Source organism: Desulfobacca acetoxidans DSM 11109 (genome assembly GCF_000195295.1).
In the GTDB taxonomy this organism is placed as follows: Bacteria; Desulfobacterota; Desulfobaccia; order Desulfobaccales; family Desulfobaccaceae; genus Desulfobacca; species Desulfobacca acetoxidans.
In genome coordinates this window covers 1,461,707-1,488,144 of record NC_015388.1, presented here as the reverse complement: position 1 = coordinate 1,488,144, position 26,438 = coordinate 1,461,707, and the positions used below count along the sequence as shown (strand labels likewise).

The following is a 26,438-nucleotide window of genomic DNA, read 5'->3' as shown; positions in this document are numbered from 1 at the left end:
TTACCAGAAAAATGTATAGGGTTGGTAGGTTCCTTTAAGCAGCACAGCCCGCATGAGCCGTTCCGCCTGCCGCCGGAAAAGCCGCCGGAAATCAGTTTCTCCCCCGTTCTCGGGGCAGTGATGCACGTTGGTGAGATACCGTTCATATTCCTGGAAATAACGCTTGCGGGGCTCATCCCCAAGATACATCCCGCCGGAGGGTTCATGGCGGAAAAAATCCTGTTCCCCAAACACCCGATTGTTAATCAGACTCAGGGTAAGGCGGTCCACCAATAAAGCTCGAAATTCTTCCAGCAGGTCAGAGGCCAGAGTGGCATGGCCGTAGCGCGGCTGATGGTAAAAGCCCATATAGGGATCAAACCCCATGCCGTCCAGCAGAGAGGAAATTTCATTATACACCAGGGTATATCCTAGGGAGAGCAAAGCGTTCACCGGGTCCGGGGCCGGGTGATGCTGCCGCCCGCTAAAACCGAAACCGTGCCGCACCATCCGGGCCAATCCCTGGAAATACGTGTGGGCTGCCGCGCCCTCCAGACCCAGAAGGGCCGCTAGGTTGGGGCTCCCGCCGATCTGGAGGATAAGCTCGGTTAATCGCTCAATCTCTCCCTTGAGTCCGCTCTCCGGGTGGTTGCGGGCAAACTCCTGCAGCAGCCCCCGGCTGTTGGTGAGTTTGGCGCCGACGATTATTTTTGCCAGGTCCAGGGCGAATTCCGGATCCGCGGCCCGATCATACTGGGCCTGGCGCAAAGTAACATTCTTGGTAAACGGCGACGTCAGCTGCCCCACCAGTCGGCCCCGCCGGGTAAACAGGGCCATCTCCACGCCCTGCTGCAGCAGCAGGTGTGCTGCCTGGGTAGTAAACTGCACATTGCCGAAAATCAGCACCGCCTCAACCTTGCCCACCGGCAGGTCCAGGAGAGTCTCCCCCTCCTTGGCCACCACCAGCCGCTCCCCCGTCTTCTGCAGACAGGCGCCCTGTTCACTCAAGTAAAGAAAAGCCATGATTTTCCTTCATATGACCATTTGCCGGTTTTATCTCTTTCCCGGTCCCCCGTCTCCGGTCTGTTTTTACCTCAGTCCTCAGCACTCAGTCCTGTCTTTTCTCCCGGCCCCCGTCTAGTTATAGACTTCCCGACGGTGTCCAACCCTGATTATCTCAATGGTAAGAACAGAAGAACTTACCTTATATACTACCCGATAATTTCCCATCTTGAGCCTGTAACTATATTTACTGCCCCTGAGCTTTTTACTCCCGATAGGATGGGGGTTATTCGCAAGCTTCTCCACTTCTGCCAGAATTTTTCTAATAATACTCTTTTCGAGCCCTCTAAGTTCCCTGATCGCCGAACTTTTCCACTCGATCTTATATAAGGCCATCTTCCTTCAACTCGGTTAATAATTGCTCATGAGGAATCGTTGGCTCATCGCGTCTTTCCGCTACAATGGCCAGATCTTCGATATCCTCCATGAGTTCCTGAAAGGCGGCTAGAGACAGGATAACCGAGGTTTTCTCTCCTGCTTCATTGATAATATACTGTGGCTGTAAATCCTCTGTTTTTATCATTGCTTCCTCCTCTAAGGACCCGCGGCTTTGTTGCCCAGGAGATTTTTCCCATGCATGAAAATCTCCAATTTTTCTATTATACATCAATGTTATCATTACCCTTTACCTTTAATTTCTCCCTCCCCGCAAAATACTTCTCCAAATCAAAAGGCGGCGGCATATACAAAACCTTCCGCTCCCTCTTTGGCCGGTCAAAGGGAGCCAGAATCGCCTCCCCCGCGAAAATCAGCCCCAGATACGTAAATCCCCGCTTAAAATCTGTAATCTCCGTATCCTCCATATCCAGGGCCAGATTCATCTTCTCCAGGATTTCTTCGGTAAACGCCATGGCCGCTTCGGCCTCCGGCCGGGTCCGGGCCAAAATCACGAAGTCGTCCGCATACCGCACCAGTGCGTAGCCTTTTCGGATGAGCCCCTCATCCAGTTCATCCAGAAACAGATTTGCCAAAACCGGAGAGATGACCGCCCCCTGGGGTATGCCTTTTTCCATCATATATATCTTCTCGCCGTCATACACCTCGGCCTGGACCCAGAGACCGATCAATCTCAGGATGTCCGGATCTGTTATTATGTTGGCAACCTTGGCCAGCAACAGTTCATGGTTAATGTTGTCGAAAAAGGCGTCCAGATCGGCATCCACCACAAACCGATACCCCTGGTCCCGCAATTCTTTGATTCGATACGCCGCCTGCCTCACCGACCGACCTTTCCGGTAGGCGAAGCTGACCTCCTCAAATTGAGCCTCGAAAATCGGCTCAATACTATTCAATACCGCCGCCTGGGCCACCCGGTCCCGCACGGTAGGGACAGACAAAGGCCGAGGGGACCCATCCCGCTTGGCCACCAGAAAGCGCAACAGCGGCAGGGGCGCATACTCCCCGCTTCTCAGCTCCTCCCCCAATATCGCCAGATTAACCGCCAAATCCTCCTTAAATCCCCCCAAACTCACCCCATCCACCCCGGGCATGCCCTGGGAGGCCTCGACCCGGGTGAAGGCGTGATGGAGGTTGGAGGTGACTGTTATTTCAGAGATCATTGCCACATTCCCGATTAATCCCTAAAAAATTTCCCCAACTAAAATAATGGCAGGCGGCGTCGCGCAGTTTTTTAAGCCAGAGATAGTGGTAAATTGTGATTGCCTGGCGCTTCAATAAACTCCCTTGGAAAATCAGACGCGTCTCGATGGGTATGGCCAAAAAACAGATTTTTTCAGGTTCCTGAGGATCAAAGATTTTTATGGCCGGTTCGATCTCGCGCAGGGTAATCCAGTAGGGGGAGATGGAAAACGTCAGAGAACCGTGTTTAATACTTACCGTCAGGTCCCGGCGGCCTGGTGGTTCATTAGGATGAACCGAAGGTTCCGTCGAAGTAAGAAGCGCTCCTACGGGAAGGAAAAGTTTTTCCGCGGTAATAAACTTATTTTCCTGAAGTGCTTGGGGCCATTGGGTCCGTTCCAGCGTACCTCTCGTCAGACCGCCAACGGCCAGTCGCAGAAATCGTGTATGATAGCGTACTTGTTGAGTAAGGGTCAGTTCTCCATATTTCTTCAATTCCTGGAAAAGTAAAGCCTGAACGATGTGCGCCAGGACGCCCCAGCAATAATTGGCCGGGCCGAAAACTTGGGGTCTTATGAACTTACATCCCGGCCAGTCTTGAAGAAATTGGGTTTTCCAAGAGTTTTTGACACTCTCAGAAAACTGGCGGGCCTGCTTGGCGGGTTTGTAATGATCATGATGCAGAATCTCGACGTTGTTATTCCCCGGATCGATTAATATGGGCAAAACCAGTGTAAAATAGCTGGACTCAATATCTTTCTGACAGCGTATTTTATAAGTCACCAATAGAATGGCAAAAAGAAGCCAAGAAAGAAATACTAATGTCCACCCCCAACCTTCACCCCAAGAGCTTTTTTTATAACTATCAGTTATATACACGAAGAGGGCGCTGGCAAAGAGGTTAACAAGAAGACCTATCCCTATGGCGACGAGAAGCAAATCGTCCAGAAAAAGTCGGCGCTGCCGCAGCCTTTCCAGACCCTGGCCTAATCTGGCGTCAGGCATAGTTTGACCTCAAAATTATATCAATCAGGAGATGGAGTTATTTCTCCTTTTTTTCCTGATTTTTTTCTTCCACCTCAATCTTTACTCTGCCACAACCTTTTGATTTATAAAGCCTGTTAAAAAGTATCTCCAGAAATAAGGTTCAAAATTGAGCGGCGTGTTTTTTAAAGCAAATTTTGGCAACTCAACGAGTTGGCATCAATCTTTTGGTATGAAAAAACCCAGACTTAAATTTTTCATGGCTTTTTTTATCAGGTTATCAAAGCCCAAGAATATAGGTTTCCACCAAGAGGTCATGCCAGCTCTTTTGAATGCTTTATTTTGATTGGTTTGGCGTCTTAGGCCGCCAACTGCAATTGCTTGGGTCGATGCTCCTTTTCTGACGATTGGTGGTGCCTGGCAATTTCCATGAGTCCGGTGGCCAATTGCGCAAAAGTTACGGCAGCCATCACACTCTGCTGCGATTTCAGACGTAAGCGTTCTAAGCCAGCGACATGCTTGAACAGATTGTACGATCTTTCCATATTCTTGCGAAGCTTACAGATTTTGTCGACTTCCTCTAACATATCCGGAAGTTGGCCAAATTGTCCGGAATCAAAAGGTATTTCTCGGCATTGGGGGCAAAGCGGAGCCCGAAAACATTCGTTAGTCTGGGCGTCACAGCCAAACTCGTGCCCGGTGTCGGTGGTTCCCAGATAACGCATGGGGGTTTCACAATATTCGTCCATCCAGTGCAGCCGGCTCTCCCCAGGGAAAGACAAAAGAACCGAGGCCGCTCAAAAGGGGAACAGCAGGGACATGATTATGGGGAGTGCCCAATCTGCTCGACCTTGCCCTCTGACCTTTTTTTGCCCCTCCCAAAGGCGGGAGGCGCTCCGCTTTTCCACCCTACGGGTCATCTTTTTCCGCATCTTGAAAATCGATCATGCCGTTATCCCTGACAACCCGGAAACGTTCAAGTGTTTCTATTGAACATCCCTTCCCTCAAGCCGCCGCCTTCTCCAAACCCCGGACGTGTAAAATCTCTGAACCATCCATAGCTCTGATATCGGCCGCGCCCAATGTCAACAAGGCCACAGTTTTTCCCCCGGCGTCCACAAATTCAACCTCATACATCTCCCCGACGTCATAGCAGTGTACTATGGCACCAATATCTCCTGATTTGAGGTCGTGTTCCGGCACGTCCCGCCTAAGCACGGCAATGTCCAATTCTTTAAACATGTTGATCTCCTGCTCCTCTCTTATAAGGGGTAGGCGGTGACAAAACGGGGATAATTCCCGCCTGCATCGATTATCCAAATAGTCCGGATCTGGGCCACCGCCTCCCCCTTTCTCTCCAGTACACCGTCCACGATAAATTTTATCCCGTAAGGAGAGATTATTTGAGCTATAACATCTTCGTTATGGGCGATTTTTAAAAATTGTCCCTCCAATTCAGTTATATCACTGGTATCGAAACCTATGGACCGAAAAAAGTGGGCCTTTAATCTCCCCACTGGATGAGTAGGCGATAGGAGGTATGCAATAATTTTATCCCGAGGAATGTACGCCCCATCTCGGTTTGGAAGCTTCATTCCTGTCTCCCATCACACCCCCGGGAAATTGTATTTCCCCGGCCCAACCCATACCTCCCCAACCCGAACGTTGTTCCCTGGCCCAGGTTCACCTGCTCCCCCAAGCGTAGGTAGGGCATGAACGGCCCCAACTCCCCGGCAAAGGTGATCGTCCCTTTCAGGCCCCCCAGCTTCATCAGTTCTTTCTGGCTGAAGGAATAGCGCTCCCAGTCGTACCAGTGCAGCCGGCTCTCCCTGGTTGTTATACCCGCGGCCTTGTCTGACAGGCCGTCCCAATCCGGCTCCCGGCCCTCCCCGTAAAACGCCGCCAGCAGCCCCAGACGTCGGCTCAGGTTCTCCCACCACAAGCCAAAGCTTAAATCCGTGGCCAGGTCCCCCCGAACCTTCAACCGCAGCGGCGTCAGCAATTCCAGGGTAACCTCCCGCACCGCAGCATCCCCCGGCCGCGTCACCGGCCCGGTCTCCGCGTGCAGCCGGTCGGCGAAGATTGTCTCCTTCTCATAGATCACCGCCCTTTGCCCCTCCCGGACCGACTCCACCCGCATGAGGTCATACCGGCTCCGCTCCCGCCCCAACCCCTTCTTGCCCACCTCCTGAAAAATATAGATAAAATAGGGGAGGGCCTCGATGGCCGGTCCGATCAACACCAGGTCGAAATTCAGGCTGTCGCCGGCATGAAAGGATTGCCGGTTGGTTAACGGCGGGTTCAGAACGAAGGGCCGGGGGGCCTTTAGGTATTTCCGGGCCTCAGGCGCGCCCGGCGGCGGCGACGGCTCAAAAATGGCAACGTATAAACACTTGGCGGCAAAGGCGCACTCCCGGCATTCCGCCTGGGGGGCGATGCAGACCAGCTTCCGTAACGTCTTTCCAAAGACGCCCCGAAAAATGGCTCCTTTATACGGGGGAAGAATGGCATTGTCCCTGAAACGTACCAGAAAACGAAACCGGGCAAAACGCCAGGGTGGAAAGGCGGAATCTGCCATCATTTGTTATCCGATCGGGACCTCAGTTCATTATGTATTTTTCATCATAATAGAACCAGATAAACTTATGCAAGAGAATTTATGATTCGAATACCACCTAAAAAAAACCGGCATTTTCAAAAACCGCATTTTTGGCGGTTTTTTATAATAAGCAGAGACAATCGGAACAAGCTGCAAATATGCCTTAATTAATTGTTATTGCATGATAATATTATGATGCAGCAATTATAATCCGTGTGCCGCCAACTCTAGTCGGGCCGGGGTACCAATGATGACAGTTTTTGAAGGTTTCTGATCATAGCAACGAATGGTTTGCTGACTTCGCCGGGACGCAATATTTCTCCTGCCCCTTGTAGGTATGCAGCCCAATCTGCCATATGTAATGTGGTTTAATTCAGTTAGGAATAGATTCAGAGCGGTTGGCCGAATCCTGAGGACCGAAAAAGATGGCAAAAAATCTTGACGCCGTGGAGGAAACAGGATACAAAGACAACATACATCAAGGCACGTAGCTCAGGGGGAGAGCGCTACCCTGACACGGTAGAGGTCAAGGGTTCAAATCCCTTCGTGCCTACCACGCAAAATCAAGGGGTTAGCCGTAACTGGCCAGCCCCTTTGGGTTTCTGGACCGGATAAAAGTATGCCACTCCTCCCCTGTTGGTTGCAGAATCGAAAACCTTGGGGTCACGCGGCGGCGCCCCCGGGTCGCGGTGGTGTAACAGGGAAAGTCCGTGCGAACCTACCTATGTCGAACTTCCTTAGGCTTACCGCTAGGCGGCTTTTTCCTGCAGGAGCGCCAGTTGTTCCTCGCGGCCGATCATGACCAGAATATCGCTGGGCTTTACCACGAAACTAGGTTCCGGCAGGAAGACAAAGCGCTGCGGCACCAGTTCCTTGACGGCAATGACGAAGACGCCGTATTGCTTCCGGAGACCCAATTCCATCAGGCTGCGGCCGTAGAAGCTGTTCGGCGGCGCCACGTCCATCACCCGGTACCCTGCCTCCAACGGGATATAATCCAATAAATTGGGATTCATGATCTGGACCGCCAGCCGCCAGGCGGTCTCCCGCTCCGGGAAGATGACTTCCTGCACCCCCAGGGAATGCAAGATCGCGGCGTGGTCTTCGCTCATCACCTTGGCGCGGATCATCTTGACGCCGATCTTTTTGAGGTGCAGGGTGCAGAGGATACTGGCTTCGAGGCTCTCACCCAAACTGACGATAACCTCATCAAAATCCGCCGTCACCACCTGCTTCAGACTGGCATAATCCCGCGCGTCCACCGCCATGGCCCGTTGCACATCGTCGGCAATGGCATAGACCAAGTCTTCATTTACATCCAAAGCCAGCACTTCACAGCTTTTCGACAGCTCCCGGGCCAGCTCCATACCGAACTGCCCCAACCCGATAACGCAGATATGTTTTTTCCACTTCATCCGATCATAATCCTGCCGCGAGGATAACGAATCATTACATGCCGTTCGGGAATGATCCACATCGCGACGGTGAGAGGCCCGACCCGGCCGATAAACATAGTCAAAATAATCCACAGGCGGCCGACCACGGAGAGTTTTTCGGTCAATCCGGTCGACAACCCCACCGTGCCAAAAGCTGAAATCTGTTCGAAGACCACGTCATGCATACCTACCCCCGGCGCGGTTTCGGTATACAACAATAAAAAGATGCCGAAGATATTCCAGGCCGCAGCCAGGCGGATGAGGATGGTATTGCGCCATAAGATCTCGGGGGGCACCTGCCGGTCTAAAATTTTTACCTCTTGAGAGCCCCGCAGTTTGGAGCGCATCTCGGCCAGCCAGATGGCGAAAGAGGTTGTCTTGATACCTCCGGCGCACGAACCAGGCGAGCCGCCGATAAACATCAACATGATAATCAACATGAGGGAACTCAACGGCAGGGCCCCGCAATTCACCGTGTTGAAACCTGCCGTCCGGGCGGTAACCGACTGGAATAGGGCCCCGGAAACCCTTTCCACCCATCCCACCTCATCTTTGGTTAAACCGAAAAACAATATCCCCAATGTTCCGATAACAATAAGACAACAGGTCATGCGCCAGACCACCCTGGCATGGGTCGACCAGAACCGCGACGGGGTCTGGTCATGGCCTTGATTCCAAACAGGCCGCAACCTCCTCCAGAACTCCAATAAAACCGCATGTCCCAGCCCACCGGCAATGATCAGCAGCATTATCGCCGCCAGGATAATCTGATTATCTCTGAGATCGACCAGGCTATCTTTATAAATGGAAAAACCGGCGTTGCAAAAGGCCGAGATTGAGTGAAAGAGGGCACTGTAGCATGATTGCCCCCAATTGCCGGTCCGCACAAACAACGCCAGGCCGATAACCATCATCCCCACGGCCTCAATGGCAACAGTTGTCATTAAGATGCGGAAAAACAGGTGACGGAAATCAGAGCCAATATCCTGCTGAAAGAAAGAATCGTGCAAGACCATCTGGGATTGGAGTGACAAGCGCCGCCCTAGCATCTGAAAGGTCAGCGCCGCAAAGGTCATGACCCCCAGCCCGCCGGTTTGAATGAGCAGGAGGATCACCACCTGACCAAAGGTGGTGTAGACCGTGCTCGTATCCACCACGATCAGGCCGGTGACGCAGACTGACGACGTAGAAGTGAACAGGGCATTTAAAAAACTTACCTTCCCCGGTTGGTGGCTCCAGGGCAGCCAGAGGAACACCGCTCCCACCCAGATAACCGCGCTAAAACCACTGATCAACAAAAACTGGGGCGATCGCAGGAAGGGCGCAAACCTATTGATGAGTAGGTAGAATGCGGCATTTCGAAAAAATCCACTGCTCATGATAATACTAAATTTCCACCTGGCTGCCCAATTCTACGACCCGACCGGGAGGAATGCCGAAAAAGGTGGAGACGTTCCAGGCGTTGCGGGACAAGAAAGCGAACAGGCCCTTGCGCCAGCGGGCCATCTTGCTGAAGCCGGTGGTAAGCAATGATTCCCTGCCTAAATAGAAGGATGTGGCGAAGATGTCAATATCCAGACCCCGCTCGTTCGCCAAGTCAATGATTTCAGGAACGTTGGGGGTTTCCATAAAGCCGTAGGAAGCTACAATGCGATAGAAACCATGACCCTTGTCGGTTATTTCCAGTCTTTGTTCCGGCAAGACGTAGGGAATATCAGTAGAAAGGATTGAGAGAATAAAAACTCTTTCAGGCAGGGCTTCGGTATGCTTCAAAAGGTGGAGCAAGACAATGGGAGTTCCGGTTGGCGATAAGGCCAGAAAAAAAGCGGTGCCGGGGGTACGCACCAACCTATAGGTAGTAATATCGTACATTAAGACATCAAAAGGGACCTGGGCCTCTTCAAAACGTTTTCGGAGGGCGGCTCGCCCGTCCCGCCAGGTGACCATGACCGTAAAGAGCAAAACCGCAACGCTTACCGCAAACCAACCACCATCCAGGAACTTGAGCAGATTGGCACTAAAAAAGGAGAAATCGAAGCATAGGAAGAGGGCAGCCAACGGCAAGGACTGCCAGAGCGGCCAACCCCAGTTAAAGCGGGTGATGTAATAATAAATAACGGTGCTGATACACATGGTACCGGTCACGGCAATACCGTAAGCGGCAGCTAAGTTGCTGGATTCCTTAAAAGCCAGGGCCAAACCGAGGCAGCCGATCATCATCACCGAGTTGACCCAAGGCATGTAAATCTGCCCCTTGGTTTCTCCCGAGGTGTGGACAATGCGTAACCGGGGGGCGTAGCCGATCTGAATGGCTTGCTGCATCAGCGAAAAGACGCCGGAGATCATGGCCTGGGAGGCAATCACGGTGGCAGTGGTGGCTAGCCCAACCATAGGATACAAAAGCACTTTAGGCACCAGTTCATAAAAGGGATGAACGGCGGCAAGGGGATTTTCCAGCAGGAGGGCAGTTTGGCCGAAATAATTGAGCAGGAGGGCTGGAAACACTAAGGCGATCCAGGAAAGGCGGATAGGACCGCGCCCGAAATGACCCATGTCGGCATACAGCGCCTCACATCCAGTAATACAGAGCACGACGGCACCTAGTACTATGGCGCCATGCAGGCGATTGACCAGAAAGAAGTTTACGGCGTAACGTGGATCCAGGGCCGCCAAAATCCCCGGCGTCCGAAAAACCTGCATGATTCCCAAGAGGCCCAGAGAAATGAACCAGAAGATCATTATGGGACCGAAGATCTTGCCGATCCGCTCCGTCCCCTGGCTCTGTACTAGAAACAGGCCGAACAAGACCCCACAAGAAAGTGGCAGGACAAAAGGTTCGGCCGCCTTGGTAGCTACGTTTAGGCCCTCCATGGCAGAGAGTACCGAGATGACCGGCGTAATCAGGCCTTCACCGCACAACAGGGCGGCGCCAAAAATTGCCAGGAGCACTAGCCGGTTTACCGTACCGGGCGACACACTCTGCTTTCCTTTTCCGAGAAACAGGGCGGCCAGGGCATAAATCCCGCCCTCACCATGGTTGTCGGCCCTCAAAATGAACATGACATATTTTACGGTCACTACCATCGTCAGCGACCAGAAAATTAGGGACATAACCCCTAGAATGTTATCCGGGGAGATGGCCATGGCGTGCTTGCCGTGGAAGCATTCCTTGACGGTGTAGAGCGGACTGGTGCCGATATCGCCATATACCACTCCCATAGCCCCCAGCGCCAGAAGCAGATTTTTCTTTTTATCTAAGCGAGCTTTAGGGCTGTTATGGCCGGAGGGGAAATCGGCGGCTGGTTCTGATGCGGATTGAAACGTCTGCTCCGCTCCTGAAGCGGAAGCCAAACTCATGAGAACTCTCCAAACTATTTTTCCGGGAGGTCACGCCTCCGGGCATCCAGTCCGGAAGGTCTCTCCCCATCGACGCCTACGAGGTTAGCTGCAGGGCTTGGACCGATGAGGTTGTCCTACGCCGGACGGCGATACGCCCCTAATACCCGGTTCCCCCGCACCCATAGTTTGACCATGGATTTCGGCTGTTAGTATAGCTTTTACTATAAGCCAGGCTGCAGTTTTGTCAAGCAGCATTTGAATAACATTTCGGTTAAGAAGAGACCGGAGAGTCGCTTGAAGGGGACAGAAGCCTAGAGTTTCGCCAGCGTTGCTTCCGCCTGCTCCCTTACCTCCGGAAAGGGGGATATCAGAGAGAGCGTACGCAGCTTGCCTTTAAACCCTTGTATCTCGGTCATGGTCTGGGTCGGCGCCAATTGCTGCAGGCGATGCACGGCTTCGACAATCACGGTAGACTCCGGATAATCTAAAAATAACATCAGGGCTCGCCAGTCTTCCGGCAACCCATAGGCCGCCAGAAACTTTGCTGCCAATGCCGAAAAGTGCGGCGTGGCCCGGTGGTCTGCTAGTTCAGCTGCTGCCTTTTTGTATTCCGGCCGCTGCTGTTTGCCTCCGAAAAGCGCTTCCGCCTGTTTGAGGACTTCCCGCCTGATTTTCTCCTCCTGCTTCCGACCTCCCGGCGGCTTTGGCTCTACCCGCCGATGCCGGGAACGATCCCGTATTCGATCAATGGCCCGCCAATCAGGCCGTTCCCGGTCATCATCATTTCTGCCAGAAATCATATCGTGCCTCTTCTGTAAAGATTTTGTAATTAAGTCCCATCCGGAAACTATGGCTGGTCTCCGGTAATATTGCAACTAAATGGAATAATGATGTTTTCACCCCGCTCCCTTATCCTCTCCCCGCAAGCGGGGCGAGGGGATAATTAACTTCCCAGTAAGCGGGGTGAGGCAATACCATGACTTTCCGGATGGCTACGAGCTAGTCGCCGAGCGGTTTTCGGCCGGCGGCATCCAACCATGGAAAAGACTCATAGCCTGGTTGAGGCCGACTTTTAAGACTGCTTCGAGAGCGTCAGCCGTTCGATCTATCATACTGGCATAGGTATCAATTTCGGCCGGATAACAGGGACTGAGCACATAGTTTTCCACCGTTTCACCGTATTGCGGACGGCCTATGCCGACTTTGAGGCGTAAAAATTCGGTGGTATGGATGGTGTTGATAATCGAGGCAACCCCCCGGTGACCGCCAGCGCCTCCCCTGAGGACAAACTTGAGCCTGCCGAGTGGCAGATCCAGATCATCATGGATAATCAGCAAGTCCGCGGCGCTCAACTGAAAAAAAGCCAACAAGCGAAAGACGGCCCGGCCGCTGAGGTTCATATAAGTTTCCGGCTGAGCCAAAACGACCTCCTGGCCGGCCCAGCCCCCCCGACCCCATTGGGCTGAACAAGTATGACGGTTGAGAGATATACCCCATCTCTGGCTGAGGACGTCAATTATTTGAAAACCGACGTTGTGGCGGGTTCTTTTATATCGAAATCCCGGATTTCCTAATCCAATGAAGAGTTGCAAAATCAACCTTCCTTAACTGCCTAGGGTCTTGCCGCACCCGGTTCAGGCCGAATACAAGATTCGCCCCTACGGCTACAGCCCGAATCATCGTTTGACAGTGAGTTGCTCTAACACCGGGTTCACTTTGAGAAGCAGCAAACTTTCGAAGATGGCGGGCCCGGAGGTCCACTCCACCCATCTGGTTAGTTTCGTTTCAAGGTGAATATTGCCAGCTTATCGATGACCACTGCCAACCGGTCGCAATGAACATTCTCTACGTCACTAAATAAATAAAGAGCTTACTGAATCTTGGGCGTGAATCCGCCTGATGGCTTCTCCCAGGAGCGGGGCCACGGAAAGGACTTGGATCTTTTCGCAGGCCTCGGCTTCGGCTGATAGGGGTATGGTATCGGTAACAATGAGGCTGCGCAGAAGGGAGTTTTTGATCGTGGAGATGGAATCTCGCGCCAGCACGGGATGCGTGACGCAGGCGTGGACAGAGCGGGCGCCGTGCCGCACCAGGATTTCCGCCGCCATATGCAACGTTCCCCCCGTATTGACCATATCATCAATAATGACGGTTTCTTTGCCCCAGACATTGCCGATAAGCGTCATAGCGGAAATGGCGGGTCCTTCCCGGCGTTTGTCGATAATCGCCAGGCTGCTTTTCAGACGTCGGGCAAAGGCGCGGGCACGCTCGACCCCGCCGGTGTCGGGCGAGACAATAGCCAGATCGGGAGCAAAATTATTCTTGATATATTCCAATAACACCGGCATCGCGAACAGATGATCCACCGGAATATTGAAAAATCCTTGGATCTGACCGGTATGGAGGTCCATAGTGAGAAGCCTCTGGGTCCCGGCCACGGTAAAGAGATCGGCCACCAACTTGGCCGAGATCGGCATCCGGGGCGCCGTCTTCCGATCCTGGCGGGCATAGGCGTAATACGGCGTCACCGCCGTAATGCAGCCGGCCGAGGCCCGCTTCAGGGCATCCACCATGATCAGCAGCTCCATCAGATTCTCATTAATCGGCGTACAGGTGGGCTGGACGACGAAAACATCTTTACCTCGGACATTTTCCTTGATTTCGACGATAATTTCTCCATCAGAAAAACGACCCACGAGGGCTTCCCCCAGAGGCAGATTCAGATAGCTGCAGATTTTCCCCGCTAAAGGGCGGTTGGCATTGCCCGCAAAAATACTGATCTCGTTCATCAGCCCAAGTCCTTTAAAAAGAGAGACGATGAGGTGGGAGAGAGCCCCAGCGCCGCAGCAGTCCAAAAACCGGTGGCGGTCCGCAGACGTTCGGCAGCCTCAGAAGCCGCCGCCTGATCAGCAAAGATGCCAAAAACCGTGGGACCGCTGCCGGACATCAATACCCCTTCCGCCCCCTCCTGCCACAAGGCCTGCTTCAGGGCAAGCAGATCAGGGTAGCTTGCCATGGCAACTGCCTCTAAATCGTTGTGTAACCAAGCAGCGGGAGGCTGCTCGGGCCAGCAATCCCACCGGGCCTCCGCCGGCGCCACAAACGGCGGTTGCAGCCGGGAATACGCCCAGGCGGTCGATATCTGATAGCCGGGATTCACCAAAACATAGCAATAGGTGGGCAGGACAACCGGAGTCAAGACATCGCCGATACCGCGCCCCCAAGCCGGTCCGTCCAGTAAAAAAAAAGGTACGTCCGCTCCCAGGCGGCGGGCCAGTTGATGGAGCTGACTAGCAGTCAAAGGTTTGCCGCTGATGGCATTCAACCCCTTTAAGACACCGGCGGCATCGCTGCTGCCACCTCCCAGCCCGGCAGCAAGAGGAATGTTTTTTTTTAACCGGATCCGAACCCCGAATCGGCGCGAGACGGCTGCTTGAAAAGCCATCGCCGCCCGCACGGCCAGGTTCCTTTCATCCACAGGTAAATCGGGATGGTCGCACTCTAACCCAATCCCTGCTGCAGCATGGCTGATGGCCAGCTCATCTGTTAAGGTGACGGGCTGCATCAGGGTGATCAGATCATGATAACCATCCGATCTCCGGCCGATGACTTTGAGATAGAGATTGACCTTGGCCGGGCAGTGCAGTGTCAGATGCCGCATCAGGCCCCGCCGGATTTGGTCACTTCCCTCACGTACCGCATCCGCAGATCGTACAAGAGATTGTCAAAGAGGTTTTCTTCTTCGGAAGTTAGATTATTTCTGGTTTTTTCCCTCAAAAGACCTAAAAGATCGATGGTCTGCTTGGCCAGGGACATATCCTTATCGCTCTTGCCGGTTTCGGGATGGGGCGCGTCACCCAGGTGGATAAACACCGACGTTCCCAGAGACATGATAAACGAGGCGAAATTGATCTCCGGCAGGGGCGTCCCGGTTTGAGATTTGGCAGCATCCGCGGGCTTGGCAGCCTCGGCTTCGTACGTGGCGCGCGCCTCCTCCCGCTGGCGGGATTCCTCCCGCAAACGCTCTTTTTCTTCTTCCGACTGCTGGAAAAAACGGCGGTCCTTGACGGTAAAGCCTTTTTCCTCGGTATCGGTCATGACACCCTCCAATGCCAAGGGATGGGAAGAGGAGGAGCCACGGCGTCCTCCTCCTTTGGATTACAGTTCAAGTGGATGAGCCGAGGCCACGTGCGGCAGGGCCCGCACATCAGCCAGACATTCGGGAGTAACCGACGTGTCGGTAGTCAGCAGGATAATGTTCTGCCCCCGCTCTTTTTCCTGACCCACGGTCATCCGGGCGATATTGATCTTGTGGTTGCCGATGGTGGTACCGATGGCGCCGATGACCCCCGGCCTGTCGGTATTGTAAATAAACAGCATGTGGCCTTCGGGCACGGCTTCTAAGCGGAAGGCATTAATGCGGACTAACCGGGGTTCGTAGCGGCCGAAAATGGTGCCTGCCAAAATGTTTTCCTTCTGAGCAGCCCGTACGGTCAGACGTATCAGGGTGGTAAAATCCTCCGCCGACTCCACTTTGGTTTCGGTCAGATGGATTCCCCGATCTTTGGCGATGGCAGGAGCATTGACGTAATTCACTTCGTCCCGCATCACCGGATAGAGCAACCCCTTCATGATGGAGTGCATGAGCGGGGTGGTGTCCAGCTTCGATATTTCACCGATGTACTCGATATTGACGCTGTCGATCGGGCCCTCGGCGATCTGGGCCTGAAAGGCGCCTAACGCCTCCGCCAACGTTAGGTAGGGCCGGAGTTGATTCAATACCTCTCCGCTCACCGAAGGGGCATTGACCGCATTTTTGACCGTACCGTTGAGCAGATAATCCACCATCTGCTCGGCAATGGCCACCGCCACGTTTTCCTGAGCCTCTTCGGTGGAGGCGCCCAGATGCGGGGTACAGACAACGTTGCCCATCAACAGCAGCGGTGAACCCACCGGCGGTTCCTGTTCGAAGACGTCCAACGCCGCCCCGGCGACGATGCCTTCCTCGAGGGCCTCTTTGAGGGCTTCCTCATCAATCAGCCCACCTCGGGCGCAGTTGATAAGCATCACCCCCCGTTTCATCTTGCGGAAGGCCTCCCGGCTGATAATGTGGGCGGTGTCCTTGGTTTTCGGGGTGTGCAGGGTGATAAAATCAGACCGGGCAAAAAGCTCATCCAGAGTAACCAACTCTACCCCGCACGAGGTCACCATCTCTTTCTTGACGAAAGGATCATACCCCAGGATGCGCATCTTCAGTCCCTGCGCCCGGCCAGCCACCACCGTGCCGATCCGGCCCAAACCGATAATGCCGAGAGTTTTATTATACACCTCCCGACCCTGAAACCGCTTCTTTTCCCAACGCCCCTCCCGCATGGAATGGGCGGCCTGGGGGATATTGCGCGCCAGGGCCAGCATCATGGAGATGGCATGTTCACCGGTGGTAACGGTGTTGCCGCCGGGGGTGTTCATGACCACGATACCCCGTTTGGTGGCTTCGGGAATATTGACATTGTCCAGACCGGTGCCGGCCCGCCCCACCACTTTGAGGCGACTGGCAACCTCCAATACCTTATCGGTCACTTTGGTGGCGCTGCGGATGACCAGGCCGTCCACATCCTGAACTACTTCCATGAACTCTTCCGGTGGCATACCCGGACGATTGATAACTTCGATATTGGGAGCCTGCTCGAAGATGGCCACCCCATGAGCATGAAGGTTGTCGCTGATCAGAACTTTCATGGCTTAGGCTCCCCCGAACAATACTTCCTCCGCCGCCTTAACCCCGGCGCCGTAAGGAGCTTTATACCCTAATTCATTCAATACCACTTCCAGGGCGGCAATAATCATGACGATATCAAAATTGCCGATATACCCCATATGGGCAATCCGGAAAATCTTGCCCTTGGCTTCGGCCTGCCCGCCGGCAATCATAATGCCATATTTATCCCGCAGCAATTTTACGACGTCCTGACCGTCGACGCCGGCCGGCGCCCTGACCGCGGTCAGGGCGTCGGAAGCACCTTCCTGACTGAACAGTTCCAACCCCAGAGCCTTGACGGCAGCTTTGGTAGCCTTGGACATCAGTTGATGTTCGGCAAAGATCTTCTCGAGAGTGGCTTCCTTGAAATACCGTAAGACATCGCGCAAACCCATAACCAACGAGACCGCCGAGGTATAGGCGCCGGTGTTTTTCTGGATGTTCTTCAGTTCCTTGGAGAAATTGAAATAATATTTGTTGCACGTGGCGGTCTTGGTAAATTCCCAGGCCTTTTCGGACAGACAGGCAAAGGCCAATCCCGGAGGCAGCATCATAGCCTTCTGCGACCCGGCCACCATGATGTCTATCCCCCAGGCGTCCATCGGCAGCTCAAAAGCTCCTAAAGCACTGATGGCATCCACCAGGAGCAGGGTGCCAGGCAAGGACTTGGTAAGCTCAGCCAGCTCCTTTACCGGATGATTAACGCCGGTGGAGGTTTCATGGGCCTGAATGCAGACGGCCTTAATAGCCGGGTTGGCCTTCAGTTTGGCAGCGACGTCAGCCACCTGCACCGCCCTGCCCCACTCCACATCGATGGCCTCGAAATTGACCCCATAGGCGGCGCAGATCTCGCCCCAACGCTCGCCAAACTTGCCGCCCCGCACCACTAAGGCGGTATCACCCGGAGAAAGGGTGTTGGTAATAGCTCCTTCCATAGCCCCGGTACCGGTAGAGGCCAAGATTAAGACTTCCTGTTTTGTCTGAAATAAATACTTCAGACCCACCCGGCATTCCGCCACTACCTCGGCAAACTGCGGCGAACGGTGGTGAATGATGGGCGTGGCCATGGCAAGCAGGGTTTCCGGAGACACCGGAGTGGGCCCGGGCGCTAAGAGATAATGTTTCTTCATCTTACTTATTTTCCTTTAAAAAGTGTATTTTGGCCCCACGACGCGGGGAAATGGTAAGCCTCGGCTATTCTAAAATTTAAAAAGTTATTTTATTATCCCCGCAACCTCTTGTCAATAAACTTGTGAAAAATATCTTATAGCTTCTGTTCTGCTCTTGATCATTGCCATATTTTTTATATCGTGAGATAGTTGCCATAGCCAACTTAGGCCAGCCGAACATTGATCTTTAGTAACACTTCAGTTGTTTGGGGCGAATACCAGATTCGCCCCTACAGACGGGTCTGTCGATGCTGTGGTGCTGTAGGGTGGGCACCGTCAACCATGTTCCTGATCTATTATCTCAGATAGCCGAAGTATTACGATTTTTATTTTATCCCCGGAGGCATTACCTTTAGCTTGGAGGAAGCGCCATGAGTCCAGCCTGGAAAAACAAACTTTTTTTCGGGGACAATCTCGATATCTTGCGCAATCAGATCGACACTGCTAGTGTGGATTTAATTTACCTGGACCCTCCCTTCAACAGTCAAGCAACCTATAATATTCTCTTTGCTGAAAAAAGTGGGGAACTAGCAGCGGCCCAAATAACCGCCTTTGAAGACACCTGGCACTGGAACCTGGAGGCAGAAAAAGCTTATCGCGAGGTGGTTACCTTTGGCTCAAAGAAGGTGGCGGACCTCGTCCAAGCCTTCCGAACCCATCTGGCTATCTCACTTATAAAACACAGGCTTACAGATGTATTCGGCGCGGAACTTTCCGCTTATGAGGAATTCGGGCTGCCGCAGGATTACGCCAGCGCAGAGGCCTTGGCGCCTATTGCCACCTTTAAAAAAGCTTCCCGGCGGCGAAAGGACCCCATGGTTCAGGAACAGCAGAACGATATTAACTGGCAGGCCGGCCATCTCACTAAAGAGTAAAGAAGACCGCATCATCCGGCTTGCGGCCGATATAATACATTAGCCTTGAATTGCCAATTGGAGCTTCTGGAACTTCAGTATGTTCGACCGGGAGGTCCGGGGCATCCCCAAGGGGATGCGGCGGAACTAAATGAAACCGGCGGCCATGGGCCGCTCTATCCCATTATCGATAATTTACTCATAGGGCGGGCCGCGCCCGCCGTCCTATGGCAGCATTCACACCATAAGAGCGGATGATATCTGGAAACCAGAAGATGAATACCCTAAAGGTTATTTTGATGATACTTGCCCATTCCCTGATTACCGAGAAAAAGACGAGGTAGTTTCACATTTATACCAACCCAATCTTGGCAGCAATGTAATAAGAAAGCCACCCCCTTCCTCTTCGGTCAGGTGACGCATTTCAAACATATCCCTCCTAATGCTCCGGCAGGCGTTCGGCGAACCTGCCATACAGCACCGGCAAAACAATCAAGGTCAGCAGGGTGGAGGTGAAAAGACCGCTCACCACCACCACCGCCAGGGGCCGCTGCACCTCCGACCCGGGTCCGGTGGCAAAGAGCAAGGGGACCAGCCCCAGAATGGCAACCAGGGCAGTCATCAAGACCGGCTGCAGCCGCCGCTCGCATCCCTGCCGCACCGCCTCCTCCACTTCCAGTCCCTCCCGCCGGAGCAGATTTATCTGTGAAACCAGGACTACCCCGTTGAGCACTGCCACCCCAAACAGGGCAATAAACCCCACCGAGGCCGGCACACTTAAGTAGAGGCCGGAGATAAGCAGACCCAGGATGCCGCCGATGAGGGCCAGGGGGAGGTTCAGAATGATCAGGGCGCCTTTTAGCCCGCCTTCCCACCCACTCGATGGGCTGGGTGACCGTAAGATTGTAACCGGTGCCGGTTAAAGGCCCTTCCCCGCCCTTGGTCTTCTGGGAACTTACTCCAATATCTAATTCCGGATTAGGATACTGTCGGGTGATCCGCCAGTCGGCGTCAGCCTGACGCGTGGCTTCAAATGCAGCCTTCAGTGACGGATGGACTTGGAGGGCAATCTCCTCCAATTCCTTGAGGGTATAGACCCGCCCGGGCGCCGCAGCCGCCTGGAGGGTCAACAATACCCATATAATCAGGAAAAAAACAAGTCTGCGCACCAGCACGATATCCTCCCTGCAGCAAGGTCGAATCGGTGGGATAATGAATATTGGCGTCAACAGCGATGGAATCGAAACGGACGGTGCGACCCTTCTCGGCATCCTGGCAGGCCGCATGCTGGACGAGAACCAGGTTCACCACTTCCCTGGTCAATGGACTGATGGGCTTAATGTTTTCTTGCAAGGTGGTGTCGCTGGGATGCTGCCCCATCTTCAACCTGGAAAAAACACGGAAGGAGGCCGAATCCTCCGGATGAAAGGCTAACTCCTCATAGGTCAGTTGCCGATACTGTTTGAGGACTGATGGATGCCATCTTGAATCATAAAGATTCCTGTAATGAGATCATCCTCTCTTACCTTCCCTCCCGCCCTAATAAATTTAATGCCCGCTGGCAGACATTTTCGACGCTAAAACCATACTCCCGCATCACTACGTTGCCGGGGGCGGAGGCGCCAAAGCGATCTATGCCGATGACCTCGAGCGGCCCGCCCGTAGTTACATAGGGCCGCCAGCCTAAAGAAACCCCGGTTTCAAGGGTAACCAGCGGTTTGCCGGGTGGGAGCACCTGTTCGCGGTAGGTTGGCGGCTGCGCCTGAAACAGTTGCCCGCATGGCAGACTCACCACGCGCGCTGCCACTCCGGCGGCAGCCAAAGCCCCCTGAGCCTCAAGGGCCAGGTGTACTTCCGAGCCGGTGGCGACCAGGATAAGCTCGGGAATGGCACCGCCGGGCGGCTCCGCCAGAATATAGCCGCCGCGCCCTACTCCCTCCTGGATATACGGGTACTTCTGGAGATCCAGCACCGGCAGATTCTGTCGGGACAGCGCCAGGGCTGTCGGTCCATCCTGGCGGCTCAGGGCAATCCGCCAGGCCGCAGCGGTTTCATTGGCGTCGGCGGGGCGGATAACGGAAAGATTGGGGATAGCCCGCAGGCTCAAGAGCTGCTCCACCGCCTGGTGGGTAGGGCCGTCTTCACCCAGGCCGATGCTGTCATGGGTGAACACATAGATCACCTTAAGACCGCCCATGGCCGCCAGGCGTATGGCAGGAATCATGTAATCGCTAAATATCAGGAAGGTAGCGCCATACGGGATAAACCCGCCGTGGTAGGCTAACCCGTTCAAAATGGCCCCCATACCGTGCTCCCGGACGCCGAAATGCAGATTGCGGCCCTCTCGGCACCCGGCCTGAAACGACCCGGCTCCGGCAATGATGGTCTTGGTGCTGGGCGCCAGATCGGCCGAGCCGCCCATCAACTCGGGGAGCTTGGGGGCCAGGGCATTGAGGATTTTGCCCGAGGCGCTCCGGGTGGCCACAGGCCCCTGGGCTGGACTGAAAACGGGCGTTTCCTGGTCCCAACCCGTGGGCAACTCCCGGTTTATCCGGCGCCTAAGCTCTGCCGCCAGCTCCGGATATTCCCGTTCATAGGACTGAAAACGCCGTTCCCACTCAGCCTGCCAAGCTGCACCTCGCGCTACGGCCGGCCGAAAATGCTCCAAGGCCTCTGCCGGAACATGAAAAGTCGGCTCCCTTGGCCACCCCAGCCGTTCTTTGGTCAGGGCCACTTCCTTTTCCCCCAGCGGTTCGCCGTGGGCCTCGGGCGTGTCTTGTTTGTGGGGACTGCCGTAGCCGATGTGGCTGCGGATGGCGATGAGAGAGGGGCGGCCGCTTTCCTGTTGGGCTGCGGCAATTGCCGCCGCCACTTCCCGGACCTCATTGCCGTCCTGGACACTGAGAACGTGCCAGCCGCAGGCCGCAAAACGCCCTTTGACGTCCTCAGTGAAGGCGATGGTGGTGTCGCCTTCGATGGAGATGTGATTATCGTCATAGAGAACGATGAGTTTTCCGAGACCGAGGTGACCGGCCAGAGAGATAGCCTCGGCGGCAACCCCTTCCATCAGATCTCCGTCCCCGGCCAGAACATAGGTAAAATGATCGATGATGGCGTGTTCGGGTCGATTGAAGCGAGCCGCCAGGGCCGCCTCGGCAATGGCCATGCCGACGGCATTGGCAATCCCTTGTCCCAAGGGGCCGGTGGTAGCTTCCACCCCCGGGGTCCTGCCATACTCGGGATGTCCTGGCGTCAGGGCACCCCACTGACGGAAGCTTTTGATTTCCGTCAGAGACAATTCGAAGCCATAGAGGTGCAGCAGGGCGTACAGCATAGCACAGCCGTGCCCGGCGGAAAGGACAAACCGGTCCCGATCGGGCCATTGCGGGTTGAGGGGGTTGAACTTGAGAAAGCGGTCCCAGAGAGCAAAGGCCATAGCGGCCGCCCCCATCGGCATGCCGGGATGTCCTGAACGCGCCTGCTGCACGGCATCCACCGCCAGGAATCGAATGGTATTAATGCAAAGTTCGTCTATGGCCGAAGCCGGACGGAGGCATTGCGAGTTCTCCGGAATCATGCTGAATCTCCTTCAAAGCAATTATTCATGGGCTGCTGACCCAATTAGGAACGATAACATTTCAGAAACGTTCCCCCTGGAACCTGCTTAATGCAACATTCCCTTCCCTGAGGGAGGCGTCGCCAGATCGGAAGGCGATGGATAACCCACACCTTGCTTTTTAGCTTTCTTTTGAGCATACATCATATCATCGGCTTCCTGTAAAAGCTCTTCCAGAGGTACGGGGCAGCCCGGATTATACCAGGCAAATCCGATACTGAGGGAAAGATTATTGGGATGCTCTTTGGGACAGGCATTGTATTGCCGCAGTCGCTTTTGCAGCCGCTCAACTACTGCTTCCGGGGCATCGGCATTACTGCAGAGATAAAGGACAACAAATTCATCTCCCCCGAGGCGGGCGACCAGGTCTGATTGGCGAAATACCGTTCCCAAGATGTTGGCGGTGGCGACCAAGACCCGATCCCCCATGGCGTGACCATAAAGATCATTGACAGCTTTTAAATCATCCAGGTCAATAAACATGAGTAGCAGCGAGGTCTCGGTGCGCTCGGCTACCTTGAGTTGATGCTCCGCCAAAGTCATAAAGGCCCGGCGGTTATAAAGTCCGGTAAGTCCGTCGCGTAGTGAGAGAGCCATTAGTTCTTCAGTCTGTCTCTGCAACAGGTCCCTGGCCTTGATCAATTCTCGGTTCGCCTCCTCCAGTGCCTTGTTTTTTTCGACGGCGCCTTCAAAGGTTGAGATTAATAGGTCCAAAATCTGCACCCGATCCGATTTGATAAAATGTTTCTGACCGTCGAAAAAGATTTCCATGCCCATCTGATGGGGTCGGGTCTTCCTTAGACCTTGATTCATCAGGACGTGTCTGATCCGAGACAACAGGAACTCCGCACTATAGGGTTTGCTGATAAAATTATCGGTACCACACTTCAAACCCTGCATAACATGACTTAGATCGTTTAAAGACGTAAGGATAATTACCGGCAGATCTTTAAACCGATCAACAGCTTTGATTCGCCGGCAGAGTTCGAACCCGTCCATTTCGGGCATGGCGATATCACTGATTACGAGGGTTGGCCGACGCTCTTCGAGTTTATCCAGAGCTTCCTGGCCGTTTCTGGCTATGGAGACCAGGTATTTCTGGTTTTCAAGGATATATCGGAGGAGTTCAGCCTGGACCGGGCAATCATCCACCACCAATATTTCCACCGGTTCTGCCAACAATTCTTTCACATGCTTTATGGCTTCCCGCCTCCGTTCTACTTCCATTTGAATCGATCTCCCCCATATTCCGAGTCAAAAATCCTTATTGGACGTAGCCAGCAGCAAATAGATAATCCCTACTGATATAGAACCGATCATAAAGAAATCAGGTAATCTTTACACTTGTCCTGCTGCTGACCCAAATCCAGTTTTATGAAAGTTCTTTCATTAGTGTTCGGAAGATCAGGCTGAATACTTGAATTAACGGTCTACGGCAGTAACGGATCGTCTGATTACCCCTATTAGCTCGAAGTGGCGCCTTGGCGATAGCTGTTGTCCACGATATACGGGGACAGAACGCTGCTTGCTTCGGAAAGCCTCTTGTCAAGAAACCCTCTGCCATCCCGAAACCCAGGTCTGATCTTAAGCCTAGCAAAACAAAAAGTCTTAGCAGCAGCTAGCGATTAGCCCCCTTGTTTGTCATATACTGCATGTGTCCTCGCTGTGCTGGAATAAAATACTGCATTTACTAAACTTATCTCCAAACCCACCACTGGGGCTAAATCGGTTTGATGAGATTTCCATGAGTTGTTATTGTACAGAAAAAGGGAGGCGTGGTGCCAGAATAAAAAAAGTTGGAGGGATTTTCACTGGAAATAAGTTCCCTAACCTGTCTTGGACAAGGAGTCTGCTATATGCCTAAAACCACCTCAAAAATCCTCTGCTCCGTCTGCCGCCATCCTGCCCGGGAGGCTATCGAGGCTGCTCTTTTACAAGGCGAGACCCGTAAATCAATATCACAAAGCTACGGCATAAGCCCTTGGACCCTCACCCGACATAAAAAACATATGGATCAGTACCAGCAACGAATTCATACATCCCCGGCGCATGATGCAGTTCAATCTCAGCGCCAATGTTTGTGCGACCTCCAGAATCTAGCCCTGGAGATTATCAAAAAGGCTAAAAAAGGGAAAGACCCGGCCGCAGCCCTGGCCGGTATCCGGGAGTTTGTCCGCCTCACCACATTGCTGGCCAAACTGCCCGAGGGCGGCGCTCAGACTCGGGAAAACGATTTCCTCCACTCCTCTACCTGGCGGGAACTGCGCACTGCTATCCTTGCCGCTTTGGAACCCTACCCCGAAAGCCGACTGGCGGTGATCCATGCCCTCCAATCCCTACATAAATGATTTAGAACTAGCCCTCCGACCGGACCTCCTTCTCCAGCTTTGCGGCCTCACCCCCGATCCCTGGCAGCAGGACTTCCTGGTCTCTCGGCCGGAGCAAGCCCTTTTACTCTGCTCCAGGCAGTCTGGCAAATCCACCTCCGCGGCGGCCCTGGCCCTACATGAGGCCCTCTTTCATCCCGGCGCCTTGATCCTGCTTCTCAGCCCCAGCCTGCGCCAGTCGCAGGAACTCTTTCGCAAAGCAGCCGGGCTCTATCAGAGGCTGCCTCACGCTCCGGCCGCCTGCCGAACCAGCGCCCTGCGTCTCGAATTTGACCACGGCAGTCGTATCATTTCACTCCCTGGCCAGGAAGAAACTATACGCGGTTTTTCTGAAGTACGCCTCCTGGTCATTGATGAGGCCGCCTTGGTACCCGATGAGCTCTATTACGCCGTACGCCCCATGCTGGCAGTGAGCCGGGGGCGATTAACCGCCCTATCCACTCCCGCCGGTAAACGTGGCTGGTTTTATCATTGCTATACCGAAGGCGGGGATCAATGGCAACGCTATACCATTCCCGCTACCCAGTGCCCTCGTATTTCGGCAGATTTCCTCGCCGCTGAACAACGCTCCCTTCCCGCAGCCTGGTTTCGGGCCGAGTATTTTTGCGAATTCGGTGAGGCTGCCAATCAACTCTTCCCAGCCCACCTACTCCAGACCGCCCAGTGCAGCCAGGTTTCTCCCCTCTTTGCCGAAATCACTCCCAGCCCACCGACGGGGACCTTTTTTATCGGCCTGGATCTGGGCCAGTCACAAGATTATTCCGCTCTGACCATTATCCACCGATCTCCAGCGCTTCCTGATCCCCCCTGCCATCTGCGCCATCTACAACGATTCCCTTTGCGAACCCCCTACCCGGATATTGTCCGTCAGGTTCGGGAACTTCTCCAACAACCGCAGATTGGACCCAACCCCCTCCTCATAGTTGATAAGACCGGCGTTGGTGCGCCAGTCGTGGATATGCTCACTCAGGCCGGAATGAATCCTTATGCCGTTACTATTCACGGCGGCGAAGCGGTTTCTCAGAACGGCCGAGACCTCCGTCTTCCCCAACGAGACCTGATCGCCAACCTCCAGGTAGCCCTACAGACCGGCAGTCTTAAACTGGCCCCGGCTCTCCCTCAACTCCCTCTCCTCATCCACGAATTGGAAAACTTCCACCTAACCATCAGCGCCTCGGGTCGGGAGCGCTATGCCGCCGGGCCAGACGGCCCTCACGACGACCTGGTCTTTAGCCTCGCCCTGGCCCTCTGGGGGGCAAAAAATCTATGCGCCGATACCGGCTGCGATTACACATCAGTCTACCGCCGCCGCCTCCACTCGCCTGGCGCCTACTGACACCCCCATGAGGTTTCTGATTATCGTTTTTTGGTCTCGTCATACTTCAGCTAGCCGAGAGATTAGATCAAAGAAGCGTGGGCGGTCCCCACTCTACATTGAAAAACCTCGATTTCTCGATAATTGCCAGTACCTGTGGGGCGCCCGCGCACCATTAAAATCATTTCCCGGCAGCATCGGAGAAATGCAGAAGGCGGGATGCGCTCCGCTTTCGCGTCCTACATTACTGCAGCACCAGCAGGCTCACCCGGAGGGGCGATTCTTGTATTCTCCGCGCTTGTACTCGCCCCAAGCAATGGAATGTGGCAGGTTAGATTCTTCAGGCCGCCTCGCTCCGTTTA

General features: G+C 54.0%; 25 protein-coding genes, 1 tRNA gene, 1 pseudogene and 1 riboswitch. Of the genes and pseudogenes, 4 read left to right on the top strand and 23 right to left on the bottom strand.

All coding sequences use genetic code 11. The features are described 5' to 3' along the window. The 9 genes from cas1 to cas6 form a co-directional block, all read right to left on the bottom strand. A complete protein-coding gene (gene cas1 / locus DESAC_RS06445) occupies positions 1–1,002 on the bottom strand; it encodes a CRISPR-associated endonuclease Cas1 (protein WP_013706265.1) in 1,002 nt (333 codons plus the stop codon). 114 nt (positions 1,003–1,116) lie between these two features. After that, positions 1,117–1,377: a type II toxin-antitoxin system RelE family toxin gene (locus DESAC_RS16970; protein ID WP_013706264.1), complete on the bottom strand. Its 261-nt coding sequence runs from the start codon at positions 1,375–1,377 to the stop codon at positions 1,117–1,119. Next, positions 1,364–1,564: a hypothetical protein gene (locus DESAC_RS06435; RefSeq protein ID WP_013706263.1), complete on the bottom strand. Its 201-nt coding sequence runs from the start codon at positions 1,562–1,564 to the stop codon at positions 1,364–1,366. The genes DESAC_RS16970 and DESAC_RS06435 overlap by 14 nt, the downstream gene beginning before the upstream one ends. A gap of 76 nt (positions 1,565–1,640) precedes the next feature. Continuing rightward, positions 1,641–2,600 (bottom strand): reverse transcriptase domain-containing protein, encoded by a 960-nt coding sequence (locus DESAC_RS06430; RefSeq protein ID WP_013706262.1) that lies wholly within the window; start codon positions 2,598–2,600, stop codon positions 1,641–1,643. After that, entirely contained in the window at positions 2,590–3,624 is a 1,035-nt protein-coding gene (locus DESAC_RS06425; RefSeq protein ID WP_013706261.1) for a hypothetical protein, read from the bottom strand. Before DESAC_RS06425 ends, DESAC_RS06430 begins: the two co-directional genes overlap by 11 nt. 338 nt (positions 3,625–3,962) lie before the next feature. Then, positions 3,963–4,352: a hypothetical protein gene (locus tag DESAC_RS06420; protein WP_013706260.1), complete on the bottom strand. Its 390-nt coding sequence runs from the start codon at positions 4,350–4,352 to the stop codon at positions 3,963–3,965. Positions 4,353–4,608: 256 nt separating this feature from the next. Further along, complete coding sequence (locus tag DESAC_RS06415; RefSeq protein WP_013706258.1) at positions 4,609–4,845, bottom strand: DUF4926 domain-containing protein; 237 nt, start codon at positions 4,843–4,845, stop codon at positions 4,609–4,611. A 20-nt stretch (positions 4,846–4,865) separates the two neighbouring features. Next, the gene (locus DESAC_RS06410; RefSeq protein WP_013706257.1) at positions 4,866–5,198 is read right to left on the bottom strand and encodes a DUF6883 domain-containing protein; all 333 of its coding nucleotides are present in this window, start codon (positions 5,196–5,198) and stop codon (positions 4,866–4,868) included. Continuing rightward, complete coding sequence (gene cas6, locus DESAC_RS06405; RefSeq protein WP_013706256.1) at positions 5,195–6,184, bottom strand: CRISPR system precrRNA processing endoribonuclease RAMP protein Cas6; 990 nt, start codon at positions 6,182–6,184, stop codon at positions 5,195–5,197. Before cas6 ends, DESAC_RS06410 begins: the two co-directional genes overlap by 4 nt. Positions 6,185–6,683: 499 nt before the next feature. Between cas6 and DESAC_RS06400 the strand changes: the two genes are divergently transcribed. Then, a tRNA-Val gene (locus tag DESAC_RS06400) sits at positions 6,684–6,758 on the top strand. Between the two features lie 193 nt (positions 6,759–6,951). On the opposite strand, the gene DESAC_RS06395 is transcribed toward DESAC_RS06400, so the two are convergent. The 10 genes from DESAC_RS06395 to DESAC_RS06350 all read right to left on the bottom strand — a co-directional run bounded on the left by DESAC_RS06395 (position 6,952) and on the right by DESAC_RS06350 (position 17,865). Then, complete coding sequence (locus DESAC_RS06395; RefSeq protein WP_013706255.1) at positions 6,952–7,617, bottom strand: potassium channel family protein; 666 nt, start codon at positions 7,615–7,617, stop codon at positions 6,952–6,954. Then, a complete protein-coding gene (locus DESAC_RS06390; protein ID WP_013706254.1) occupies positions 7,614–9,017 on the bottom strand; it encodes a TrkH family potassium uptake protein in 1,404 nt (467 codons plus the stop codon). The genes DESAC_RS06395 and DESAC_RS06390 overlap by 4 nt, the downstream gene beginning before the upstream one ends. Before the next feature lie 7 nt (positions 9,018–9,024). Continuing rightward, positions 9,025–10,995: a potassium transporter Kup gene (locus DESAC_RS06385; RefSeq protein WP_013706253.1), complete on the bottom strand. Its 1,971-nt coding sequence runs from the start codon at positions 10,993–10,995 to the stop codon at positions 9,025–9,027. A gap of 58 nt (positions 10,996–11,053) precedes the next feature. After that, a riboswitch (cyclic di-AMP (ydaO/yuaA leader) is annotated at positions 11,054–11,192 on the bottom strand. Positions 11,193–11,288: 96 nt separating this feature from the next. Further along, complete coding sequence (locus DESAC_RS06380; protein ID WP_013706252.1) at positions 11,289–11,777, bottom strand: hypothetical protein; 489 nt, start codon at positions 11,775–11,777, stop codon at positions 11,289–11,291. A 192-nt stretch (positions 11,778–11,969) separates the two neighbouring features. Beyond that, the gene (gene pth / locus DESAC_RS06375; protein WP_013706251.1) at positions 11,970–12,569 is read right to left on the bottom strand and encodes an aminoacyl-tRNA hydrolase; all 600 of its coding nucleotides are present in this window, start codon (positions 12,567–12,569) and stop codon (positions 11,970–11,972) included. Between the two features lie 261 nt (positions 12,570–12,830). Beyond that, entirely contained in the window at positions 12,831–13,769 is a 939-nt protein-coding gene (locus DESAC_RS06370) for a ribose-phosphate diphosphokinase (RefSeq protein WP_041284312.1), read from the bottom strand. Then, a complete protein-coding gene (locus tag DESAC_RS15725) occupies positions 13,766–14,638 on the bottom strand; it encodes a 4-(cytidine 5'-diphospho)-2-C-methyl-D-erythritol kinase (protein WP_013706249.1) in 873 nt (290 codons plus the stop codon). The genes DESAC_RS06370 and DESAC_RS15725 overlap by 4 nt, the downstream gene beginning before the upstream one ends. Then, on the bottom strand, positions 14,638–15,075 hold the full coding sequence (locus DESAC_RS15720; protein ID WP_013706248.1) for a DUF1844 domain-containing protein: 438 nt from the start codon (positions 15,073–15,075) through the stop codon (positions 14,638–14,640). Before DESAC_RS15720 ends, DESAC_RS15725 begins: the two co-directional genes overlap by 1 nt. A 60-nt stretch (positions 15,076–15,135) precedes the next feature. Further along, a complete protein-coding gene (gene serA, locus DESAC_RS06355; protein ID WP_013706247.1) occupies positions 15,136–16,716 on the bottom strand; it encodes a phosphoglycerate dehydrogenase in 1,581 nt (526 codons plus the stop codon). A gap of 3 nt (positions 16,717–16,719) precedes the next feature. Further along, complete coding sequence (locus DESAC_RS06350) at positions 16,720–17,865, bottom strand: pyridoxal-phosphate-dependent aminotransferase family protein (protein WP_013706246.1); 1,146 nt, start codon at positions 17,863–17,865, stop codon at positions 16,720–16,722. A 410-nt stretch (positions 17,866–18,275) separates the two neighbouring features. Between DESAC_RS06350 and DESAC_RS16385 the strand changes: the two genes are divergently transcribed. Then, positions 18,276–18,779, top strand: coding sequence for a class I SAM-dependent methyltransferase (locus DESAC_RS16385; RefSeq protein WP_013706245.1), 504 nt, complete (start codon positions 18,276–18,278; stop codon positions 18,777–18,779). Positions 18,780–19,197: 418 nt separating this feature from the next. On the opposite strand, the pseudogene DESAC_RS16255 reads toward DESAC_RS16385, so the two are convergent. The 4 genes and pseudogenes from DESAC_RS16255 to DESAC_RS15170 form a co-directional block, all read right to left on the bottom strand. Next, a pseudogene (locus DESAC_RS16255) lies at positions 19,198–19,611 on the bottom strand (efflux RND transporter permease subunit); the annotation flags it as partial. A 176-nt stretch (positions 19,612–19,787) separates the two neighbouring features. Further along, positions 19,788–20,138, bottom strand: coding sequence for a hypothetical protein (locus DESAC_RS16250; protein WP_041283836.1), 351 nt, complete (start codon positions 20,136–20,138; stop codon positions 19,788–19,790). Between the two features lie 142 nt (positions 20,139–20,280). Continuing rightward, positions 20,281–22,335, bottom strand: coding sequence for a transketolase (tkt, locus tag DESAC_RS06330; RefSeq protein ID WP_013706244.1), 2,055 nt, complete (start codon positions 22,333–22,335; stop codon positions 20,281–20,283). Between the two features lie 87 nt (positions 22,336–22,422). After that, the gene (locus tag DESAC_RS15170; RefSeq protein ID WP_013706243.1) at positions 22,423–23,601 is read right to left on the bottom strand and encodes a GGDEF domain-containing response regulator; all 1,179 of its coding nucleotides are present in this window, start codon (positions 23,599–23,601) and stop codon (positions 22,423–22,425) included. Between the two features lie 629 nt (positions 23,602–24,230). Between DESAC_RS15170 and DESAC_RS06320 the strand changes: the two genes are divergently transcribed. Together DESAC_RS06320 and DESAC_RS15165 are read left to right on the top strand one after the other, a co-directional pair. Next, the gene (locus DESAC_RS06320; RefSeq protein WP_013706242.1) at positions 24,231–24,722 is read left to right on the top strand and encodes a hypothetical protein; all 492 of its coding nucleotides are present in this window, start codon (positions 24,231–24,233) and stop codon (positions 24,720–24,722) included. Beyond that, entirely contained in the window at positions 24,697–26,097 is a 1,401-nt protein-coding gene (locus DESAC_RS15165) for a terminase large subunit domain-containing protein (protein WP_013706241.1), read from the top strand. Before DESAC_RS06320 ends, DESAC_RS15165 begins: the two co-directional genes overlap by 26 nt. The last annotated feature ends 341 nt before the right edge of the window (positions 26,098–26,438 follow it).

Bases quoted from the DNA above. Each gene is read 5' to 3' on its own strand.
- cas1 (WP_013706265.1), bottom strand. From the start codon at position 1,002: ATGGCTTTTCTTTACTTGAGTGAACAGGGCGCCTGTCTGCAGAAGACG.
- DESAC_RS16970 (WP_013706264.1), bottom strand. From the start codon at position 1,377: ATGGCCTTATATAAGATCGAGTGGAAAAGTTCGGCGATCAGGGAACTT.
- DESAC_RS06435 (WP_013706263.1), bottom strand. From the start codon at position 1,564: ATGATAAAAACAGAGGATTTACAGCCACAGTATATTATCAATGAAGCA.
- DESAC_RS06430 (WP_013706262.1), bottom strand. From the start codon at position 2,600: ATGATCTCTGAAATAACAGTCACCTCCAACCTCCATCACGCCTTCACC.
- DESAC_RS06425 (WP_013706261.1), bottom strand. From the start codon at position 3,624: ATGCCTGACGCCAGATTAGGCCAGGGTCTGGAAAGGCTGCGGCAGCGC.
- DESAC_RS06420 (WP_013706260.1), bottom strand. From the start codon at position 4,352: ATGGACGAATATTGTGAAACCCCCATGCGTTATCTGGGAACCACCGAC.
- DESAC_RS06415 (WP_013706258.1), bottom strand. From the start codon at position 4,845: ATGTTTAAAGAATTGGACATTGCCGTGCTTAGGCGGGACGTGCCGGAA.
- DESAC_RS06410 (WP_013706257.1), bottom strand. From the start codon at position 5,198: ATGAAGCTTCCAAACCGAGATGGGGCGTACATTCCTCGGGATAAAATT.
- cas6 (WP_013706256.1), bottom strand. From the start codon at position 6,184: ATGATGGCAGATTCCGCCTTTCCACCCTGGCGTTTTGCCCGGTTTCGT.
- DESAC_RS06395 (WP_013706255.1), bottom strand. From the start codon at position 7,617: ATGAAGTGGAAAAAACATATCTGCGTTATCGGGTTGGGGCAGTTCGGT.
- DESAC_RS06390 (WP_013706254.1), bottom strand. From the start codon at position 9,017: ATGAGCAGTGGATTTTTTCGAAATGCCGCATTCTACCTACTCATCAAT.
- DESAC_RS06385 (WP_013706253.1), bottom strand. From the start codon at position 10,995: ATGAGTTTGGCTTCCGCTTCAGGAGCGGAGCAGACGTTTCAATCCGCA.
- DESAC_RS06380 (WP_013706252.1), bottom strand. From the start codon at position 11,777: ATGATTTCTGGCAGAAATGATGATGACCGGGAACGGCCTGATTGGCGG.
- DESAC_RS15725 (WP_013706249.1), bottom strand. From the start codon at position 14,638: ATGCGGCATCTGACACTGCACTGCCCGGCCAAGGTCAATCTCTATCTC.
- DESAC_RS15720 (WP_013706248.1), bottom strand. From the start codon at position 15,075: ATGACCGATACCGAGGAAAAAGGCTTTACCGTCAAGGACCGCCGTTTT.
- serA (WP_013706247.1), bottom strand. From the start codon at position 16,716: ATGAAAGTTCTGATCAGCGACAACCTTCATGCTCATGGGGTGGCCATC.
- DESAC_RS06350 (WP_013706246.1), bottom strand. From the start codon at position 17,865: ATGAAGAAACATTATCTCTTAGCGCCCGGGCCCACTCCGGTGTCTCCG.
- DESAC_RS16385 (WP_013706245.1), top strand. From the start codon at position 18,276: ATGAGTCCAGCCTGGAAAAACAAACTTTTTTTCGGGGACAATCTCGAT.
- DESAC_RS16250 (WP_041283836.1), bottom strand. From the start codon at position 20,138: ATGGGGCAGCATCCCAGCGACACCACCTTGCAAGAAAACATTAAGCCC.
- tkt (WP_013706244.1), bottom strand. From the start codon at position 22,335: ATGATTCCGGAGAACTCGCAATGCCTCCGTCCGGCTTCGGCCATAGAC.
- DESAC_RS15170 (WP_013706243.1), bottom strand. From the start codon at position 23,601: ATGGAAGTAGAACGGAGGCGGGAAGCCATAAAGCATGTGAAAGAATTG.
- DESAC_RS06320 (WP_013706242.1), top strand. From the start codon at position 24,231: ATGCCTAAAACCACCTCAAAAATCCTCTGCTCCGTCTGCCGCCATCCT.
- DESAC_RS15165 (WP_013706241.1), top strand. From the start codon at position 24,697: ATGCCCTCCAATCCCTACATAAATGATTTAGAACTAGCCCTCCGACCG.